The organism is Streptomyces sp. NPDC094143, assembly GCF_040303825.1.
Taxonomy (GTDB): domain Bacteria; phylum Actinomycetota; class Actinomycetes; order Streptomycetales; family Streptomycetaceae; genus Streptomyces.
In genome coordinates, this window is record NZ_JBEOTZ010000020.1 from 85,414 (window position 1) to 102,892 (window position 17,479).

11 protein-coding genes are annotated in these 17,479 nt (G+C 71.6%); 10 read left to right on the top strand and 1 reads right to left on the bottom strand.

All coding sequences use genetic code 11. From position 1 onward, the window contains the following. Positions 1 to 74: 74 nt before the first annotated feature. The 7 genes from ABTZ58_RS24425 (at position 75) to ABTZ58_RS24455 (ending at position 11,967) form a co-directional block, all read left to right on the top strand. Positions 75 to 2,036 carry a DUF4192 family protein gene (locus ABTZ58_RS24425; protein ID WP_351360432.1) on the top strand — a complete coding sequence of 654 codons (1,962 nt, stop codon included), beginning with the start codon at positions 75 to 77 and terminating at the stop codon, positions 2,034 to 2,036. 626 nt (positions 2,037 to 2,662) lie between these two features. Continuing rightward, a complete protein-coding gene (locus tag ABTZ58_RS24430; RefSeq protein ID WP_351360434.1) occupies positions 2,663 to 4,582 on the top strand; it encodes a glycogen debranching N-terminal domain-containing protein in 1,920 nt (639 codons plus the stop codon). A 130-nt stretch (positions 4,583 to 4,712) separates the two neighbouring features. After that, the gene (locus tag ABTZ58_RS24435; RefSeq protein ID WP_184589838.1) at positions 4,713 to 5,471 is read left to right on the top strand and encodes an NUDIX hydrolase; all 759 of its coding nucleotides are present in this window, start codon (positions 4,713 to 4,715) and stop codon (positions 5,469 to 5,471) included. A gap of 158 nt (positions 5,472 to 5,629) precedes the next feature. Further along, positions 5,630 to 7,960, top strand: coding sequence for an ABC transporter ATP-binding protein (locus tag ABTZ58_RS24440; RefSeq protein WP_351360437.1), 2,331 nt, complete (start codon positions 5,630 to 5,632; stop codon positions 7,958 to 7,960). A gap of 161 nt (positions 7,961 to 8,121) precedes the next feature. Then, on the top strand, positions 8,122 to 9,009 hold the full coding sequence (locus tag ABTZ58_RS24445) for a FadR/GntR family transcriptional regulator (protein WP_351360440.1): 888 nt from the start codon (positions 8,122 to 8,124) through the stop codon (positions 9,007 to 9,009). A gap of 425 nt (positions 9,010 to 9,434) precedes the next feature. After that, a complete protein-coding gene (locus ABTZ58_RS24450) occupies positions 9,435 to 10,973 on the top strand; it encodes an RNA polymerase sigma factor (RefSeq protein WP_351360443.1) in 1,539 nt (512 codons plus the stop codon). A 163-nt stretch (positions 10,974 to 11,136) separates the two neighbouring features. Beyond that, positions 11,137 to 11,967, top strand: coding sequence for a S1 family serine peptidase (locus ABTZ58_RS24455; protein WP_351360445.1), 831 nt, complete (start codon positions 11,137 to 11,139; stop codon positions 11,965 to 11,967). A gap of 387 nt (positions 11,968 to 12,354) precedes the next feature. Here ABTZ58_RS24455 and ABTZ58_RS24460 read toward each other — a convergent pair whose 3' ends face one another. After that, positions 12,355 to 12,585 carry a DUF7455 domain-containing protein gene (locus ABTZ58_RS24460; protein WP_309094441.1) on the bottom strand — a complete coding sequence of 77 codons (231 nt, stop codon included), beginning with the start codon at positions 12,583 to 12,585 and terminating at the stop codon, positions 12,355 to 12,357. A 440-nt stretch (positions 12,586 to 13,025) separates the two neighbouring features. Here ABTZ58_RS24460 and ABTZ58_RS24465 point away from each other — a divergent pair, with 440 nt between their 5' ends. The 3 genes from ABTZ58_RS24465 (at position 13,026) to ABTZ58_RS24475 (ending at position 17,459) form a co-directional block, all read left to right on the top strand. Next, positions 13,026 to 15,149, top strand: a complete 2,124-nt coding sequence (locus ABTZ58_RS24465; RefSeq protein WP_351360448.1) for a DNA gyrase/topoisomerase IV subunit B — start codon at positions 13,026 to 13,028, stop codon at positions 15,147 to 15,149. Positions 15,150 to 15,315: 166 nt separating this feature from the next. Beyond that, positions 15,316 to 15,870: a DUF485 domain-containing protein gene (locus ABTZ58_RS24470; protein ID WP_351360451.1), complete on the top strand. Its 555-nt coding sequence runs from the start codon at positions 15,316 to 15,318 to the stop codon at positions 15,868 to 15,870. Then, a complete protein-coding gene (locus tag ABTZ58_RS24475; protein WP_351360453.1) occupies positions 15,867 to 17,459 on the top strand; it encodes a monocarboxylic acid transporter in 1,593 nt (530 codons plus the stop codon). Before ABTZ58_RS24470 ends, ABTZ58_RS24475 begins: the two co-directional genes overlap by 4 nt. Positions 17,460 to 17,479 lie beyond the last annotated feature (20 nt).

Sequence of the window (17,479 nt, forward strand, 5' to 3'; positions counted from 1 at the left end):
CTCGGTGACGTGTCCCTGATTGAAGTTATCCACAGAGCAAAGCGGAGCTTTGGATTCCGCGAGATCGTCTTCGCATGACGAACCACGGCGAAACGACTGGATCCTCTGAAAACGGCGACATCGGAGCGTCCGGGGCACACCGCGCTCCCGCAGCGGAAGGACGGGAGAGCGGACATGAGAAGCGGGCGGACCCCCCGGCCGGACCGCGCGTTCCCGGCCAGGCATACGGCAGTCACGGCGGCGAGCACCAGGTCACTCTGCGCACCCCGGCCGAACTGGCCGACGCCCTCCCCTACCTGCTCGGATACCGGCCGGAGGACAGCATCGTCCTCGTCGCCCTGCACGACAAGGACGGCCGGGGCCGGTTCGGGGGCCGGGCCCGGCTCGGCATTCCCCCCCACGAGGACGACTGGCCCTCCGCCGCCCGGCAACTGGCACACGGCCTGGTGAAGGGCAGCGAGCGCAGAGGAGCCCGTCCCGAGTCCATGGTGGCCTTCCTGTGCCAGGAGCCGGGGGAAGGCCGGACCGGGCGCCAGGTCATGGAGCGGCTGAGGCCCCTGGCCCAGCGGCTGCGCATCGAGTGCGGTTCGCTCGACGTGGTGGTGGTCGAGGCTCTGTGCATCTCGGAAGGGCGCTACTGGTCGTACTGCTGCGACAACCCGGTCTGCTGCTCCCCCGAAGGCGCGCCGATGGGTCTGCCCGGCACCTCCGTGCTCGCCGCCGCAGCCGCCTATGCCGGAATCCAGGTCCGCGGCACGCTGAAGGAGCTGCGTGCCCGGCTGCAGCCCTGGGAGATCGCGGCAGCCCTCGATCAGGAGGCTGCTCTGGACGCCGCGAGCATGGCGCTCGTCCCGCGCATTTTGGACGAGGCAGGCCGCGACGAGGTCGCCGACGAGACGCTCGACCTGGTCCAGCGGATGTTGGACCGCCTGGCCGGGGCGGAGCCCGTCTCGGGCATGCTCCTGGCCGACCTTCGCGACGACGAACTGATCGGGCACGACGAGGCCGCCCGGCTGATCCTCGGTCTCCAGGACCGTTCGACCCGGGACCGGGCGGCCGAGTGGATGGAGGGCGACGAGGCCGCACTCGCCCTGCGCCTCTGGCGGACCCTGGCCCGCCGGTGCGTCGGACCCTACGGCGAACACGCCGCCGCGCCGCTCACCCTCGCCGGCTGGGTCGCATGGTCCACCGGCGACGAACTGGAGGCACGAGAAGCCCTGGCCATGGCTCTGGGTGCGGACCCCGACTACCTCTTCGCCCGTCTGCTGCACCAGGCCTGCAACGAAGGGCTCGAACCGGAGTCGATTCGCCGCTGCCTGCGGGCGGAGCGAGCAGGGCGCGGGCGGGCTGTGGCCCCGGGGGCCGGTGTACGGGCCGAGGGCTTGCCTGCGCGGGGGGCGGCCCCGGAATCTCAAGCGGCCGGTTTGGCGACAGAGCGGGCCGGTGCGGAGGTTCAAGCGGTCGGTTCGGTGCCTGAGCAGGCTGGTTCGGAGGTTCAAGCGGTCGGTTCGGCAGTTGGAGGCGTCGGTTCGGGAGTTCAAGCAGTCGGCTCGCCAGCTGGACGAGTCGGTTCGGAAGCTCAAGCGGTCGGTTCGAAGGCAGGCCCGGCCGGATCGCGAGCTCAAGCAGCCGGCTTGGAAGCCGTACCGGCTGAATCGGACGCCGTAGCGGTCGCTTCGGAGACGGAGGAAGTGCCACCCCAGGCTGACTCCGACCCCGCGCCCGACACAGCGAGCCCTCGCCGTCGCCGGCGCCCGCGTTCTGTCGGCGCGTCCCCCGGTCGTACCCGTGCAGCCGACCGTGATCCGAGCCCGCGAGCGTCCCACCGGCATACGCCGACAGGCCCCTCGCGCCCTGCCGGTGCTGCCGAAGCTGTCACGCGCCCCGGCCGCGCGGGATGGCGGAACACCGGGCGACCCGGGACCGCGCGTGCGGGAGCCACGCGTGCACGTGGGTCGCACGAAGCGGCCCTGCCCAGCCGGGACACGGGACAGGACGGCACCCGTCTCGACCGGGCCGCGGAGGGGGAGGAGTGAGGACCCGGGCGATCCGGGCGGGCAAGGGGTCGGGGCGCGGGCGTGACCCCGACGACGTCCCCACCGTTCACCTGAGTGGCGGAACGCCCGGACCGGCTGCGACGCCGCACTCCCCCTGCCCCGTCGGAGCCCTCCGGCACCGAACCCGATCGAGGCGCACAGAGCGCAGAGGAAGCCTTCCCATGCACCAGCCGACTCCGCCCTCCGCCGCCGACGACCGTCTCTCCCCGGGCATGCCCGCGCCGCCCGCCGAATCCGAGCTTGTGTCCGGGGCGCAACCAGGGCCGGGCACACGGTCGCCGGGTGAGACCGACGCACCTCCGCGCGCAGCTGCCCGGGTCGACGGCTTCGGGCCCCGATTCCCGGACGGCGCTGCTTACGCCTCACCTTCCACGGGCCCGGAGTCGAGCCCGCCCTCTGCGGCAGGGCCGGGCCGGCCGTCCTCCCGGTGGACGGGGCAGGACCGTCGGCCAGGTCCCGCTGCGGTTTACGGCTCGCCCTCGCCCCTCTCACCACCCTCGGCCCAGGACCGGGCCCCGAATCCCACGGGGCAAGCACCACCTCCCCGGGGAGCCACCATCCCCGGACTGCGCTGGTCCGCGGACCTGCCGCCCGCCCACACGGCGATGATCTGTGTCGCCCTTCCCGGCCTGGCCATCTCGACGGAGGCAGGGCAGCTGACCGGGCGGGGACTGGAGGGCTTCTACCGTGCCGGCCGACGCGTGCTCTCCCGGTGCGAGATCCGCGTGGCCGGACGGGAGCCCCTCGCGGTGCAGGCCCGGATGATCGCCGCCGACCGAGCTCGTTTCGTGGGCACGCTTCGCACGTCCCCGCAGGGGGGACCGGACCCGGACGTGGTGGTGGAACGCAACCGCTACGCGGACGGCACCGAGCGGATCACCCTGCACAGCGCGGCTTCCCGGCCGCTGCGCCTGCCGGTCGAGGTGGCCCTGGGCTCGGACCTCGCCGAACTCGGGGCGATCGCCTCCGGCAACGAGGGTCCCGAACTTCCCCCCAGCGTCCATGCCTCGGGCCTGCGGTGGTCCTGCGCCACCGGCAACGCGTCCGTAACGGCCGAACCGCCTCCCTCGGACGCCGTCGCCTCGGCCGGGCTGCTGCGCTGGGAGCTGGACCTGCCGCCGGGCGGCAGCAGAAGCGTGGAACTGCGGGTGCGGCCGGACGGCGCGGGTCCCCTCCGAGCCGTGGGCCGCGCGGCGACCAGCCCTCTGGCCGCGGCACAGGCGGAGGGCGACGATCCCGCAGCCGCCGCCCTGCTGCGGACGAGCATCCAGGACCTCCAGTCCCTCCTGCTGCGGGACTCCGCCCATCCCGCCGACACCCATCTCGCGGCAGGAGCGCCCTGGCGCTGCGGTTTGGCCCCGGCCGACGCACTCGTCGCCGCCCGTATGGTCCTGCCCCTCGGCACGGGCTTGGCCGCGGGGACGCTGCGCATCCTCGCCCGCACCCAGCTCACCGGCCCAGGACCGCAGTCCGGGATGATCCCCGGCCCGAGACGGGACGCCGGCCCGTTCCTACCGCCGCAGTGCACCGGCACGGAGGCCACGCTGCTCTTCCCGGCCCTGCTCGCCGAGGCCCGCCGCTGGGGTCTCTCCGAGCAGGAGACGGAGGCTCTGCTGCCCGCCGCCGAACGATGCCTGACGTGGCTGCGGACTACGGTGGGCGACGACCCGTACCTGCGCGATCTGCACTCCGGCGGTCTCACCCGCTGCGAGACACAGGCACACGCCCACCGGGCCGCGCTGCTCGGTGCCGACCTGCTCGACGCCTGCGGACGCACGGGCGGGGACGGGCTCAGACAGTGGGCACAGGCCTTGAGGACCGCGTTCCGCGAGGACTTCTGGGTGGATGACCTGGGCGGCGGAAGGCCTGCGGTGGCCCGCGCGCCGGACGGCAGGCCCGTGCCGCATCTCAGCTCGGCCGCGGCCCACCTCCTCGACACCGGCCTGCTGGGCGGGGGAGCCATGGCGCCCGGGCTGCTCGACAAGGCGCGGACCGAGCACCTCGCCCGGTTGCTCGGCAGCCCGGTCATGGACTCGGGCTGGGGCCTGCGCGGACTCGGTGCGAAGGAACGGGGTTTCAATCCGTTCGGGCACCGCGCCGGGGCCGTACGGGTCCAGGAGACGGCACTCGCCGTCGCGGGACTGGCCGCCGCCGGCTACGAGAGGGAGGCGACGTCGCTGCTGCACGGCGCCCTCGCGGCCGCCGCGGCCTTCGACCACCGCCTGCCCGAGATGTACGCGGGGGAGCAGCGCACGGAGGGGGGCGCCCCGCTCCCGCACCCGGCCGCCTGCCGCCCCGCCGCCACCGCGGCAGCGGCCGGGGTGCTGCTGCTGACCACTCTCGCCGGCATCCGCCCCGACGCCCCGGCCGGGACGGTCACCCTCCGGCCCGTGCGCGGCGCACCCCTCGGCGAGATCGGCTTCACCGGACTGCGAGTGGCCGGTGAGCCGTTCTCCGTGCGGGTCAGCCGACTGGGCCTCGCCATGGTCGAAGAGGCGGCCGACGGACTGCAACTGGGGGTGTGACCTGCCATGACCTGTCATTTGCGGACTGCCTGGCACAGACGTCGAGCCCATTCCGTAAGCAAGTGGATCAGTAAGCGAAGCGACCGGCGAAGGGAGTGTTTATCGTCAGGCAGACGACTATGATCGCGGCATGCCCTACGACCCGTCAGCGTTTCCGCCCTTCGCCGTCACCGTGGACCTGGTCGTGCTGACCGTGCGCCGCCATGCCCTGTGTGCGCTGGCGGTACGCAGGGGCGAACCGCCGTTCCAGGGCCGGTGGGCGCTCCCCGGCGGTTTCGTGCGGGCCGACGAGGACTTGGCGCAGGCGGCGGCACGCGAGCTCGCCGAGGAGACCGGGCTGCGTGTCCACGACCCGGCCGTCCCCGCCCAGGACAACGGTGCACATCTGGAGCAGCTCGCCACCTACGGCGACCCCAAGCGGGACCCCCGGATGCGGGTCGTCAGCGTCGCGCACCTCGCCCTGGCACCCGACCTGCCCGCACCGAGGGCAGGCGGTGATGCCAGCAACGCCCGCTGGGCGCCGGTCGAGGAACTGCTGCAGCAGGGCGGATACGGACGGGACGCCGAGCCGGTCGCGCCGCTGGCCTTCGACCACGCGCAGATCCTGGCGGACGGGGTCGAACGCGCCCGCTCCAAGATCGAGTACTCGTCGCTTGCCACGGCGTTCTGCCCGCCGGAGTTCACGGTGGGGGAGCTGCGCCGCGTCTATGAGGCGGTGTGGGGCGTGGCGCTCGACCCGCGCAACTTCCACCGCAAGGTGACGGGCACACCGGGCTTCCTCGTCCCCACCGGCGGGACGACCACCCGACAGGGCGGCCGCCCGGCGCAGCTGTTCCGCGCGGGTGGGGCGACTCTGCTCAATCCCCCGATGCTGCGCCCCGAGGTGTGATCGCGGGAGCGGACTCTCACGAACGGCATCAGGGTCACGAGCCTGCGACCGAGGGCCGTCCATGGCCCGCGCGGGGTCGCCCCGTCGTGCTGGGGCAGGCCGTGCGAAGGGCCGCCGGATGTCCGGAAAAACGGACATAGCGCGCTATCTTGCTGCGGGTGATCGAGGCCTTCGGACTGACCAGCAACCCCCGCAAAGAGCTGCCGCCCGCGGCCGACGACGTCTCCTTCCAGGCGCGAGCGGGCCGTGTCACCGCGCTGCTCGGTGCGCCGGGCGCCGGGAAGACGACGGTCCTCAGACTCATGCTGGAGCTACAACAGGGCCGTGGGATCACCTACTTCCGGGGCCGGCCCCTGCATCGCATCGCTCACCCCTCCCGTGAGGTCGGCGTCCTGCTCGGGGACGTACCGGGTCACCCGGCCCGGACGGTCCGCGGTCATCTGCGCATGCTGTGCGCAGCGGCGGGGGTGCCGGTCCGGCGTGCCGACGAAGTCCTCGAGGCGGTCGGGCTCGTGAGCCTGCGCGAGGAGCGTCTCGGCACCCTCTCCCGCGGTATGGACCGCCGACTCGGCCTGGCCTGCGTCCTCCTGGCCGACCCGCACACCCTCGTCCTCGACGACCCCGCCGACGGGCTCTCCACGCGGGAGGGCAACTGGCTGCACGGCATGCTGCGAGCCCACGCGGCACAGGGCGGCACGGTCCTGTTCACCACGGCCGACCCCAAGGAGGCCGCCCGCACAGCCGACCGCGTCGTCACCCTGGAGCAGGGCAGGGTCGTGGCCGACCAGGAGGCAGCGGAGTTCTCGCGGACCCGACTGCGTCCCCGGGTCGCCGTACGCAGCCCGCACGCGGCCCGTCTCGCAGCCCTCCTGACCAAGCAGGCCCGTGCCGCGCAGCGCTCCGTCGAAGTCGTACGCGAGGGCGGCAACCGCCTGTCCGTGTACGGCAGTACCTGCGCGGACGTCGGGGAGACCGCGTTCCGTCACGGCATCGTCGTCCATCAACTCGCCGACGAGATCGGCGACATGGGGCCTGGCGCGGGAGCCGCTCCGGCAGCGCCGAGTCCGGTCGCCACGCAGCCAGTCACCGTCACCAGCACCGTCATCGCCGAGCGGCGTCACACGCTGGACCCGCTCGCCACCACAGAGGTCCCGGAGTCAGGGGTCGGGGAGCCGCCGGCCTCCTCCGGGCCGGATCAGCACTCGGGCGAGCCTTCCGCGCACTCGGACGCCGCATCGGCCAACCATGCGGGGGACGGAGCCCAGGCGGCTCCGATGGCACCCTCATCGTCGAGTGCGCACGCGGACGTGGATGCGCCGACCGACGACCCCGGCGTTCCCTCACGGCCACTTGTCGGAGTGGAGGCCCTGGCCGGTGACGCCGGCCTTCCGTCGGCGCGAGTCGTCGGCAGGGATTCCTCGATCGGCGAGCCCGGCGCTGCGCCGCCCGTGCCTGTCGGCACGGAAGCCCCGCACGGCAGCCCCGGCCTCCGCCCGCCGAACCCCACCGGAGCCCGCACCACCCGTCCCCTCGATGCCTGCACGACCCGTACCCCCGATGCCTGCACCACCCGTCCCCTTGATGCCTACGCCACCCGTTCCCCGGATGCCCGCACAGCCCGCATCCCCGATGCCGGTACCACGCGCAATCTCGATGCCCGCGGCGCGCGCACCCTCGACGCGCTGCCCCCGCTGCCGCCTCCCATCTCCGTCCGTCCCGCGCCCAGCCCTCTACGCCCTCTCCGTTACGAGATCCGGCGGGCCGCCGGGATCGGTACCGGGTTCCTCACGGGGGCCGTCGTGCTCGTCGTGTCCGCCGTGACCGCCGTCGTGCTCGCCCGCATCGGGCACACCCCGCAGCCACGCCTGCTGGCCGCGTGGCCCCAGGAACTGCCCCTGCCGCCCGCTGCGCTCGGCGCGGGCCTGCTCGGCGCGCTGGCCTTCGGGGACGAGTTCCGCCACCCCGCCCTGGCGGCGGATCGCGGCACCGTGCCCCGCAGGCTGGGGCTGCTGGTCGCCAAACTGCTCGTCGCCTCGGCCACCGCGCTCACGCTGGCCGTCCTCACCGTCGGCTGCAACGCCGAAGTGCTCTATCTCGTCTACGGACGGGAACTCGCCCAGGTTCCCGCCGACTGGCTCCCGCTCAGTGCGAGTTGGATCGGGCTGGTGGCCGGCTGCGCCTGGGCCGGGGTGCTGGCCGCAGGAGTCTTCCGGTCCACCACGGCCGGTCTCGCCGCCGTTGCCGCCGTGCCCCTGCTCGTCGTCCCCGTCGTACACCAGCTCCTGAACGGACCGTCCGTGCGGACCGCGGCCGGGCTTCCGACGCGGCTGCGCGAGGCCCTGCTGCCGCGGTGGCCCTTCGGGGGAGAGCGGTATCTGGAGGCCGCGCTGCGGGTGATCTCCCAACCTGTGGGCGGCGCACTGACGTTGTCGCTGGCCGCGCTGCTCTGCGCCTACCTGCTCACCGGCCTGCGGAACAGGTTCCGGTGACGACTGTCCGTAACCCTTAGTTCGGCTATGCGCACAACTCCCCCCAGAACGCCCATTTCTTTCCGATAAGGCGTCAATTGCGACGGGGTGAGCGATCACCCTTTCGTGTGCTTTTCACCAAAGACCTCAAGGGAGTTGGAGAGGACGCCGACAAAGGATGCGTGAGTACCCTTGCGCACACCATGATGACCGCCGCCCGCTCTGCTGACACCGGCCTCGCGAGCCCGGGCGAACTCGACCGCTACCCCTACGCCGAGGCGCCCGCCGTCGACCGTGTCGGGGCCCCTGCCTGGGACGGCGGGGACCCGGAGCTTGGCCGTGTCGGCCGGCGCGCCACAGGCAGCCGCGGGCGCGGACTGCACGGCCAACTCGTTCAGCAGCTGGGTCAGATGATCGTCTCCGGCGACCTGGGCGCCGACCGCCCGCTGGTGCCCGAGGAGATCGGCCAGCGCTTCGAGGTCTCCCGCACCGTCGTCCGCGAGTCGCTCCGTGTCCTGGAGGCCAAGGGCCTGGTCAGCGCCCGGCCGAACGTCGGCACGCGCGTGCGCCCCGTCAGCGACTGGAACCTCCTCGACCCGGACATCATCGAGTGGCGGGCCTTCGGGCCACAGCGCGACAACCAGCGCCGTGAGCTGAGCGAGCTGCGCTGGACGATCGAGCCGCTCGCCGCCCGCCTCGCCGCGGGGCACGGCCGCGAGGACGTCCAGCAGCGCCTCGTGGACATGGTCGAGATCATGGGGCACGCGATGGCCCAGGGTGATGCGCTCACCTTCTCCCGCGCCGACGCCGAGTTCCACTCGCTGCTCATCCAGGTCGCGGGCAACCGCATGCTGGAGCACCTTTCCGGGATCGTCTCCGCGGCCCTCCAGGTCTCCGGCGGTCCGGTCACCGGCTGTGACCGGCCGAACGAGGCGTCGCTGGCTCACCACGGCCGCATCTGCGACGCCCTCGCCGCCGGCGACGGAGCCGGCGCCGAGGCGGCGATGCGGCAACTCCTCACGGTCCTTCCCGAGGTGGAACGCGTAGTGCCCGCCCCGCGCGAGCACTGACCGCGTTCCACGGGCGGCGCGGCGGGTGTGCCACCCCCCTCCTGTGGCAACGCCCGCTCGGTGACCCGCCTCCCGTCGGACCCCGTGGGATCCTTGGTGATCCCGCGGGGTCCGACGGCGCGAAGGGGTGGTGGACCGCCGGGGCGGCCGGGCCGATGTCAGAGGTGACCATCTCTGTCAGCGTATGACCGTTTTTGTTCGCTTACGGGGTGTGACTCGGGCCACGCAGATTGGGCGTAACGCTCGTGGGAAGAACGCGATGACCTAAGAGGTGACAGCCGCGGAGGGAATACGGACGCCGTTCACGGCGCTGTGCATCTTCCCGGCCCCCGCCCGCGCCGTCGGCCCATCCCCAAGCCGGCGGTCGGCTCCTGTCCCTGTGGACGGGGCCGGAAGCCGTTTTCCAACGTTCCGAGAGGTTGTTCGTGTCGGCCAGCACATCCCGTACGCTCCCGCCGGAGATCGCCGAGTCCGTCTCTGTCATGGCGCTCATTGAGCGGGGAAAGGCTGAGGGGCAGATCGCCGGCGATGACGTGCGTCGGGCCTTCGAAGCTGACCAGATTCCGGCCACTCAGTGGAAGAACGTACTGCGCAGCCTCAACCAGATCCTCGAGGAAGAGGGTGTGACGCTGATGGTCAGTGCCGCAGAGCCCAAGCGCACCCGAAAGAGCGTCGCAGCGAAGAGTCCCGCCAAGCGCACCGCCACCAAGACGGTCGCGGCCAAGGCGGTGACCACGAGGAAGGCCACCGCCGGCGCCACGCCGGCGGCGCCCACCTCCGAGCCCGCCGCCGAGGAGGAGGCGCCCGCCAAGAAGGCGGCCGCCAAGAAGACCACCGCCAAGAAGGCGACGGCGAAGAAGGCCCCCGCCAAGAAGACGGTGGCCAAGAAGACCAGCGCCAAGAAGGACGACGTCGAGATCCTCGAGGAGGAGGTGCTCGAGGAAGCAGCCCCCGGCAAGGCCGGCGAGGAGCCCGAGGGCACCGAGGCCGCGGGCTTCGTGCTGTCCGACGAGGACGAGGACGACGCGCCCGCCCAGCAGGTCGCGGCCGCCGGCGCCACCGCCGACCCGGTCAAGGACTACCTCAAGCAGATCGGCAAGGTCCCCCTGCTCAACGCCGAGCAGGAGGTCGAGCTCGCCAAGCGCATCGAGGCCGGTCTGTTCGCCGAGGACAAGCTGGCCAACGCCGACAAGCTGGCGCCCAAGCTCAAGCGCGAGCTGGAGATCATCGCCGAGGACGGCCGCCGCGCCAAGAATCACCTGCTGGAGGCCAACCTCCGCCTGGTGGTCTCCCTGGCCAAGCGTTACACCGGCCGCGGCATGCTCTTCCTGGACCTCATCCAGGAGGGCAACCTCGGTCTGATCCGCGCGGTCGAGAAGTTCGACTACACCAAGGGCTACAAGTTCTCCACGTACGCCACCTGGTGGATCCGTCAGGCGATCACCCGCGCGATGGCCGACCAGGCCCGCACCATCCGTATCCCGGTGCACATGGTCGAGGTCATCAACAAGCTCGCGCGCGTGCAGCGCCAGATGCTCCAGGACCTGGGCCGCGAGCCCACCCCGGAGGAGCTGGCCAAGGAGCTCGACATGACCCCGGAGAAGGTCATCGAGGTCCAGAAGTACGGCCGCGAGCCCATCTCGCTGCACACCCCGCTCGGCGAGGACGGCGACAGCGAGTTCGGTGACCTCATCGAGGACTCCGAGGCGGTCGTCCCGGCCGACGCCGTCAGCTTCACACTCCTCCAGGAGCAGCTGCACTCCGTGCTCGACACTCTGTCCGAGCGTGAGGCGGGCGTCGTCTCGATGCGCTTCGGTCTCACCGACGGTCAGCCGAAGACCCTCGACGAGATCGGCAAGGTCTACGGCGTCACGCGTGAGCGGATCCGCCAGATCGAGTCCAAGACGATGTCGAAGCTGCGCCACCCGTCCCGTTCCCAGGTGCTGCGCGACTACCTCGACTGATCGAGGTCGTACGACACGCGAGGCCCGGTTCCCCTCAGGGGGCCGGGCCTTTGCCGTGCCCCTCTCGCCGGTGTGCGCGAGAGGTGGCCTCCGCGCGGGTGCGGGGTGCTGTCGGTTGCATCACTCTGGGTGTCTCGCCGGCATCACGGAGTGAGGAGTGCGTATGCGTCGACGACTGGTCCGAGCCCTGGTCCGACCGCTGGCCCTGGCAGCCGCGGTCACCGCCCTGTCAGCGGGCTCCACGGCCTCTGTGGCCGCCGACCGGGCGGTCATAGGCGGGTTCCCGGTCGATGTGTCGCAGAGCCCTTGGACGGTGGCCCTGTCCAGTCGTGACCGGTTCGGAGGTACACGCGCAGGGCAGTTCTGCGGCGGCGTGGCGGTCGGACGCACCACGGTGCTCACCGCGGCGCACTGCATGGACCGGGCGGTCCTCGGCGGCCCTCCGGAGCGGGTGACGGACCTCAGGGTCATAGCCGGCCGCACGGACCTGCTGGCGGACCGCGGCGGCCAGGAGATCGCCGTGCGTTCGACCTGGGTGAACCCGGCCTACGACGACGTGAGCAACATCGGCGACTTCGCCGTGCTCGCGCTCGACCGGCCGCTGCCCGCCGAGTCGGTCATCGGCATGGCGGCCCACGGCGACCCGGCGTACGCGGCGGGGGAGGTCGCGACGGTGTACGGGTGGGGTGACATCTCGGGCACCGGGCAGTATCCCAGCGATCTTCGCGCGGCGCGCGTGCGCGTGCTCCCCGATGCTCTCTGCGAGGAGGCGTATCCGGGCGGAGCCAACGGGACCTACCACGCCGGGAGCATGCTGTGCGCCGGAGAGCCGGAAGGGGGCCGGGACGCCTGCCAGGGCGACAGCGGGGGCCCGCTGGTCGCTCGGGGGCGGCTGATCGGCCTCGTGTCCTGGGGGATCGGCTGCGGGCGGGCCGGCAGTCCCGGCGTGTACGTGCGGGTGTCCGACATCATGCGGACGCTCGGCTGGCAGTAGGGATCCGGGCAGCAGGGAGACCGGACCAGTGCCGGAGCGGGCCCGGGAAGGGGGCCCGCTCCGGCAGGAGGCCGGTGCGGCGGGAGTTCGGTGCGGCGAGGGGCCGGTGCGGAAGGGGACCTGCCGCGGATGGGTCCGGCCCCCCGCAGGAGGCCGACCCCGAAAGCAGAGCCGGACCCGGAACCGCATAGGACGCGGCGGGAAAGGCTGTGAGGCGTCCGACGCAGAGCCGGACCCGGAGCCGCACCGGACCCGGCCGGAAAGGCTGTGAGGCGTCCGACGGAGCGCGTGCGGCTCCATGGAGACGAGGACGGGCGGCTGCCTCTGGGAGAGGCAGCCGCCCGCTCTCCGGCCTGTGCCGGCTGGCTCGTCGTCGGACGCGAGGTGTCAGCGATCTTCCTCGGAGGCGGTCGCGGGAGCGGCCGTGAGTCGCTCCGTCTCGTCCTGTATCTCAGCGGCGATCTTCTTGAGTTCCGGCTCGAACTTGCGCCCGTGGTGGGCGCAGAAGAGCAGCTCTCCGCCGCTGAGCAGGACGACGCGCAGGTACGCCTGGGCGCCGCAGCGGTCGCAGCGATCAGCGGCCGTCAACTGGCTCGCAGGGGTCAGAACAGTAGTCACGTCGCCTCTTCTCTAGCTCGACGAGCTGTCGTACCAGGGTCAACATCCAACCAGCCCCAAAACGTTCCCGCTCGTGGCTTTTCCTCGAAAAATCTTCCGAGGCGGCTGTCTGCTGCCGGTTGGCGGCGAATGTGCCGTATTGCGTGTCTATGTGTCTTACGGGGCTTCGCGTCGTATCGGTGGTCGGTCCTCCCGGCTGGGTTGCCGGTTGTTCATGAGGACGTGCCCGGAGCCTAAATGGTTCATGCCTGGAAGGGAACGTGATGTGGACTTCACTCCATCGAGGGATCGAACAGGCATGCGAGTCTCGACTAGTCTGAGTTCCCGGCGAGGGTGGCGTTACAAGGGCTCTACCAGGCCTGGGTACCCTCTCACCGGTGACTGAAGCCGCGCCCTTACCCATGAGGGCCCCATCTGAAATTCAGCGAGGAGCGAACCGCGTGACCGCCGAGACGTCCGTGCCGTCCACAGCTCTGCTGGCAGGAGCAGACCGGGACGGTTCCAACTACACCGCGCGGCACCTGCTCGTCCTCGAGGGGCTCGAGGCCGTGCGCAAGCGCCCGGGTATGTACATCGGCTCGACCGACAGCCGCGGTCTGATGCACTGCCTCTGGGAGATCATCGACAACTCCGTCGACGAGGCCCTCGGTGGTTACTGCGACCACATCGAGGTCATCCTCCACGACGACGGCTCGGTAGAGGTCCGGGACAACGGCCGGGGCATCCCGGTCGACGTCGAGCCCAAGACCGGCCTCTCCGGCGTCGAGGTCGTCATGACCAAGCTGCACGCCGGCGGAAAGTTCGGCGGCGGCTCGTACGCCGCCTCCGGCGGTCTGCACGGCGTCGGCGCCTCCGTGGTGAACGCCCTGTCCGCCCGGCTGGACGTCGAGGTGGACCGCAGCGGGCACACCCACGCGATCAGCTTCCGCCGCGGTGTCCCCGGTGCCTTCGCCGGAAACGGCCAGGACGCCAGGTTCGAGGCGAAGAGCGGCCTGCGCAAGGCCAGGAAGATCCCGAAGAACCGCACCGGCACGCGCGTGCGGTACTGGGCCGACCGCCAGATCTTCCTCAAGGACGCCAAGCTCAATCTGGAGACGCTGCACCAGCGTGCCCGCCAGACCGCGTTCCTGGTGCCCGGCCTGACCATCGTCGTCCGCGACGAGTACGGGCTCGGCGAGGGCGGCAGCAAGGGCGAGGAGTCCTTCCGTTTCGACGGCGGCATCAGCGAGTTCTGCGAGTACCTGGCCACCGACAAGCCGGTCTGCGACGTCCTCCGGTTCTCCGGGCAGGGCACCTTCAGGGAGACCGTCCCGGTGCTGGACGAGCACGGCCAGATGACCCCGACCCAGGTCACCCGGGAGCTCGACGTCGACGTCGCCATGCGCTGGGGCACGGGATACGACACGACCCTGAAGTCGTTCGTGAACATCATCGCCACACCCAAGGGTGGCACTCACGTCGCCGGCTTCGAGCAGGCCGTGGCGGCCACGATGAACGAGGTGCTGCGCGCCAAGAAGCTGCTGCGCGTCGCCGAGGACGACATCGTCAAGGACGACGCCCTGGAGGGCCTGACCGCGGTCGTCACGGTGCGTCTGGCCGAGCCGCAGTTCGAGGGCCAGACCAAGGAGGTCCTGGGGACCTCGGCGGCCCGTCGCATCGTGAACAACGTGATCAGCAAGGAACTCAAGGCGTTCCTGACGTCCACGAAGCGCGACGCCGCCCAGCAGGCCCGGGTCGTCATGGAGAAGGCCGTCGCCGCGGCCCGTACGCGTATCGCGGCTCGGCAGCACAAGGACGCGCAGCGCCGCAAGACGGCCCTGGAGTCCTCCTCCCTGCCGGCGAAGCTCGCCGACTGCCGCAGCGACGGCGTCGACCGCAGCGAACTGTTCATCGTCGAGGGCGACTCGGCGCTCGGCACGGCGAAGCTAGCCCGGAACTCCGAGTTCCAGGCACTGCTGCCGATCCGGGGCAAGATCCTCAACGTCCAGAAGTCGTCCGTCACGGACATGCTGAAGAACGCCGAGTGCGGCGCGATCATCCAGGTCATAGGAGCCGGCTCCGGGCGGACCTTCGACATCGACGCGGCCCGCTACGGCAAGATCATCATGATGACCGACGCCGACGTCGACGGCTCCCACATCCGCACCCTGCTGCTGACGCTCTTCCACCGCTACATGCGGCCCATGGTCGAGGCCGGCCGGGTGTTCGCGGCGGTGCCGCCGCTGCACCGGATCGAGATCACCCAGCCCAAGAAGGGCCAGGACAAGTACGTGTACACGTACTCGGACCGGGAACTGCGCGACAAGCTCATGGAGTTCCAGAGCAAGGGCATCCGTTACAAGGACTCGATCCAGCGCTACAAGGGTCTGGGCGAGATGGACGCCGACCAGCTGGCCGAGACGACCATGGATCCGCGCCACCGCACGCTGCGCCGGATCAACCTCTCCGACCTGGAGGCGGCCGAGCAGGTCTTCGACCTGCTGATGGGCAACGACGTCGCGCCGCGCAAGGAGTTCATCTCCAACTCGGCGGCGACGCTGGACCGGTCGCGGATCGACGCATAGCGGCTTCACTGGGCTCACGCCCGCCGGGAGCGCGGAGGCTCCCGGCGGGCGTTCGGCGTTCCTGGCAGGGTGCCCGGTGCGGTCCCATGCGGGCCGCGTCACCTGATGGGGTGAAGAGCGGGGGGAAGAAGAGCCGGGAATCTTCCCGTTCTGTCCATCCTTGGGCATGCAGTCAAGCAAGGGGCGTCCCCGCGGAGTCGGGGCTGGTCAGGAGAGTTCCATCGAGCCGCTCGACGGTCATGACCCGGGTCCGGCCGAGGAGGCCGTACGGCTGAGGTACGACGACCCCTGGTACGACGCCCTCGCCTCCGGCTGGGGCGAGTCGGAGGGGGCCGGAGCGCCCGCGGCGGTGCCTCGGGCGTGTGAGGCGGGCGTCCGTGGCGTCGCGGCGGCCGACGTGTATCTGGAAGTGCAGCGCAGCGCGGCCTTCCAGGAGGTGCGGCGGCGGTACCGGAGGTTCGTGGTGCCGGCCTTCGCGGCCTTCTTCGCCTGGTACGTGGGGTACGTCGTGGCGGCCACGACCGCGCCGGAGCTCATGGCCCGGCCCGTGGCGGGCGCGGTGAACGTGGCGCTGCTGGCGGGGCTCGGCCAGTTCCTGACCACGTTCCTGCTCACCTGGGCGTACGCACGGCACGCGCGGCTGCGGCGGGACCGGGCGGCACTGGAACTGCGCTGGGACACCCAGGAACTGACGCGCGGCGTGAACGGCGGTGCCTCGTGACGGGCGAGCACCAGAGCCTGGCGCTGCTGCTGTTCAGCGGGTTCGTCGCGGTCACGCTGGGCATCACGGCGTGGGTGGGCCGCAACCGGCGTGGTTCGGCGGAGGAGTTCTACGCGGGCGGGCGGCTCTTCACCCCCATGGAAAATGGTTTTGCCATCGCGGGTGACTACATGTCGGCCGCGTCCTTCCTGGGCGTCACCGGCCTCATCGCGCTGTTCGGGTACGACGGGCTGCTGTACGTCGTCGGATTCCTGGTGGCCTGGCTGGTGGTGCTGTTCTTCGTCGCCGAACTGGTCCGCAACTGCGGTCGCTTCACGCTCGCCGACGTCGTGGCGGCGCGGATGAGGGAACGGCCGGTGCGGATCGCGGCGGGAACCTCCTCGGTCACCGTGTCCGTTCTGTATCTGGTGGCGCAGATGGTCGGCGCGGGCAGCCTGGTGGCGCTGCTGCTCGGGGGCACGAGCGGGGCGGCGCGGGCCTGGACGGTCATCGGTGTCGGGGCGCTCATGGTGATCTACGTGTCGTTGGGAGGGATGCGGGCGACCACCTGGATCCAGATCGTCAAGGCCGTCCTGCTGCTCGGCGGCACCATCGCGCTGACGACGCTCGTCCTCGTGCGCTTCCACGGTGACCTCAACCGGCTGCTGCTCACGGCGGCCGAGCGGAGCGGGCACGGCGAGGCGTTCCTGGCGCCCGGGCTGAAGTACGGCGGCGACTGGACCGCACGGTTCGACCTCATCAGCCTGGGACTGGCCCTCGTCCTGGGCACGGCGGGACTGCCGCACATCCTGTCCCGCTTCTACACCGTGCCCACCGCGAGGGCCGCGCGCCGGTCGGTCGTCTGGGCGGTCGGACTCATCGGCGGCTTCTACCTGATGACGATCGTGCTCGGGTTCGGCGCGGCCGCGATCGTGGGTCCGGACGCCGTGCGCGGGTCGAACGCGGCCGGGAACACGGCGGTTCCGCTGCTGGCGCTCGACCTGGGCGGCGGTGCCGGAAGCACGGGGGGAACGGTTCTGTTCGCCATCGTCGCCGCGGTCGCCTTCGCCACGATCCTCGCCGTGGTCGCCGGGATCACGCTCGCGTCCTCGGCGTCCGTGGCCCATGACCTGTACGCGTCCCTGCGACGCAAGGGCGGGAAGCCGCGCAGCGAGGTGGCCGTGGCCCGCGTCGCGGCCGTCGGGGTCGGCGTGGTCGCCATCGCCCTCGGTCTGCTGGCGCGGGACCTCAACGTCGCCTTCCTGGTGGGCCTCGCCTTCGCCGTCGCCGCGTCGGCGAACCTGCCCGTGCTGGTCTACTCCCTGTTCTGGCGCGGCTTCACCACCCGAGGCGCCGTATGGGCCGTCTACGGCGGTCTGATCCCGGCCGTGGTGCTGGTGGTGCTGTCCCCCGTCGTCTCGGGGAGCCCCGACTCTCTCTTCCCGGGCGTCGACCTGCAGTACTTCCCGTTGCAGAACCCGGGGTTGGTGTCGATCCCCCTGGGCTTCCTGGCGGGCTGGCTGGGCACGGTCACGTCGGCGGAGGTCCCGGACGACGCCCGGCACGCGGAGACCGAGGTGCGGTCGCTGACGGGGGCGGGAGCGGCCTAGCGGCCGGCCCCGCGCTGGGG